Annotated in this window: 3 protein-coding genes; 2 read left to right on the top strand and 1 reads right to left on the bottom strand. The window is 41.8% G+C overall.

What is annotated here, in order from left to right; translation table 11 throughout:
* Positions 1-1,469, bottom strand: a 1,469-nt coding sequence (locus tag B4237_RS00440) for an acetolactate synthase 3 large subunit (protein ID WP_286940761.1), incomplete at its 3' end; no start/stop codon positions are given.
* A gap of 499 nt (positions 1,470-1,968) precedes the next feature.
* Here B4237_RS00440 and B4237_RS00435 point away from each other — a divergent pair.
* Both B4237_RS00435 and B4237_RS00430 read left to right on the top strand, forming a co-directional pair.
* Positions 1,969-2,325 (top strand): DUF4124 domain-containing protein, encoded by a 357-nt coding sequence (locus B4237_RS00435; protein ID WP_286940759.1) that lies wholly within the window; start codon positions 1,969-1,971, stop codon positions 2,323-2,325.
* 152 nt (positions 2,326-2,477) lie between these two features.
* On the top strand, positions 2,478-2,734 hold a 257-nt coding region (locus B4237_RS00430; RefSeq protein WP_286940758.1), incomplete at its 3' end, for a class I tRNA ligase family protein.

The following is a 2,734-nucleotide window of genomic DNA, read 5'->3' as shown; positions in this document are numbered from 1 at the left end:
TTCATGTCTTGCCATTGTTTTACCATGCCTAAAGCTTGGTTATTTAAACAAAGAATTTTGACATTCATGCCGTATTGCTTACATGTCGAAAGCTCTTGGATACACATCTGAATCGATGCTTCACCTGTAATACAAACCACTTGTTGATCTGGGCAAGCAAGTTTGGCTGCCATAGCGTACGGTAAACCAACACCCATAGTCCCTAGACCACCTGAGTTGATCCATTGACGAGGACGCTTGTAGGTATAGTACAAAGCACCAAACATTTGGTGTTGACCCACGTCAGACGTGATAATCGCATCACCATTGGTCACTTTGCATAATGCTTCAACAACTTGCTGCGGCTTCATTGAACCATCAGTAGGTGTTTGATATTTCAAACCGTGAACTTTACGCCACTCATTGATTTGAGACCACCATTCAGCAATCGCTTCAGGATTTGGCTTAGACACATTCATTTGTTTGAGTTGTGCCAACATTTCCTGAAGAACAGGCTCTACAGCTCCCACAATTGGGATGTGCGCCATGATCGTTTTAGAAATAGTTGCAGGGTCTACATCAATATGAATGACTTTTGCATTGAGACAGAATTTTGCAGGGTTGTTGGTCACACGGTCATCAAAACGCGCGCCAATCGCTAAAATAACGTCTGCATTATGCATCGTCATGTTCGCTTCATACGTCCCGTGCATCCCTAACATGCCCACGAATTGTGGATCATTACCAGGGAATCCACCTAAGCCCATTAACGTATTTGTTACTGGATACCCTAAAAGGTGAGCAAGTTCTGTTAACAGTTCTGAAGCATTGCCTTGAACAACACCACCACCCGTATAAATAATTGGGCGTTTCGCAGTGATAAGCTCATCAATCGCTTTACGGATTTGACCTGAATGTCCACGTGAAGGTGGCTGATATGAGCGCATTTTCACTTTTTCAGGATATTCGTAGGCAAATTTTTCTGCAGGGTTTGTAGCATCTTTAGGAATATCAACAACAACAGGGCCAGGACGACCAGATGAAGCGATATAGAATGCTTTCTTAATAATTGCAGGAATTTCGCTAGCATGACGCACTTGGAAACTGTGTTTTACGATTGGGCGAGAAATACCCACCATATCAGTTTCTTGGAATGCATCTTCGCCAATTAAATGGCTCGCAACCTGACCAGACAAAATCACCATTGGGATTGAGTCCATGTAAGCAGTTGCAATTGGAGTCACTGTGTTTGTTGCACCGGGACCAGAAGTTACAAGAACTACACCAGTTTTGCCAGTTACGCGTGAGTATGCATCTGCCATGTGACCAGCAGCTTGCTCATGACGAACGAGGTAATGGTTAATTTTGTCTTGTTGAAATAGCGCATCATAAATATGTAATACAGCGCCGCCTGGATACCCAAAAACATGCTCTACGCCTTCGTCCGCAAGCGCACGAACGAGCATTTCACCACCAGATAAAAGTTCCAACGTGATTCACCCTAGTGTTTGCACAATTTATGGGAGACATAAATTGTGTTCATTCATTAACTTTTGCACTTCTTATAAGTGTGCGTATTCTACTCGTTTTTGCTGCAATAGGAAAAATTTTCTGAGACTCATCAGCCGTATAAACTTGATGACATCTCGAATCGAAATATGCTGGGATAAACATATTTCAAAACAGCATTCTCTCGGCTAGAAAGAATGTCCATTGCAAGCCATGACATTTATTCGAAGGGTGATCAAATAAACGCATATAAAACTAAAGCAAGCATTTTTGTTGCTTTCATAAACAATGTCAAGGATAAAGAAAGAGATTTTAACGAATATTTTTTAGCTGTCGTTTTTTTAAGCAAACCGTTCTAATCATAGCAATCCACCCTTTTATCAAAAAACTATTTTCTTTTTTAGTAAAACTCGGCATTGTAGACAGCACATTTATGCACTTTGATCGAATATAGACAAAATTCTCTTGGGGAGATCAAATATGAAATCATCTTATTTAAAAACAATCTTATACACAGCCACGACAACAGCATTATTATTGGGTTCTAGCCATAATTATGCACAGCAGTATTACAAATGGGTGGATGCAAATGGATCGACGCACTACACCGCAACGCCACCACCCAAAGGTGCTAAACGCTTGGATAAAGTTTCGACTTATGGCAGCAATATCCAACGCCCTCCTGTACAAACTCAACCAGAGCAAGGTGATGCAAAAAAAGTAAATAACCCTCCACCTGTCAATACAACCACTGTAGCACCAGCAGCATCTAGTTCAGCTCCAAAAGGTGATGCACCACCACCGCCTGCCCCTCCTGCAGCAAACTCTAACTACTAATCCATATCCATTCACTTTTGTTTATTTTCAAGGTGGCGGCTTCTCTACCGCCTTGAAGATAAAATCCCGATCTAATCACTGACATTTCATACGATTTTGCGCTATGCTGTGCGGCAATCTTATTTTTATTTTTTGTTGTATCGCATATCCCTATGACGACTTCTCACATTGACTCCGAATACCAAGCAAGCGCCATTGAGCCTCAAGTTCAACAAGACTGGGACAATCGCAAAGTTTTTAAAGTTGCTGACACTGTAGAGGGCAAACATCGCTATATCCTGTCGATGTTCCCTTATCCAAGTGGAAAGCTGCATATGGGGCATGTGCGTAACTACACGATTGGTGACGTGATCAGCCGTTTTTATCGTTTAAAAGGCGAAACCGTTTTACAGCCAATGGGTTGGGATGC

Source organism: Acinetobacter sp. UBA6526 (assembly GCF_002434875.1).
Taxonomy (GTDB): Bacteria; Pseudomonadota; Gammaproteobacteria; order Pseudomonadales; family Moraxellaceae; genus Acinetobacter; species Acinetobacter venetianus.
Note: the sequence above shows the minus strand (reverse complement) of the source record. Positions and strands in the feature narration are given on the sequence as shown.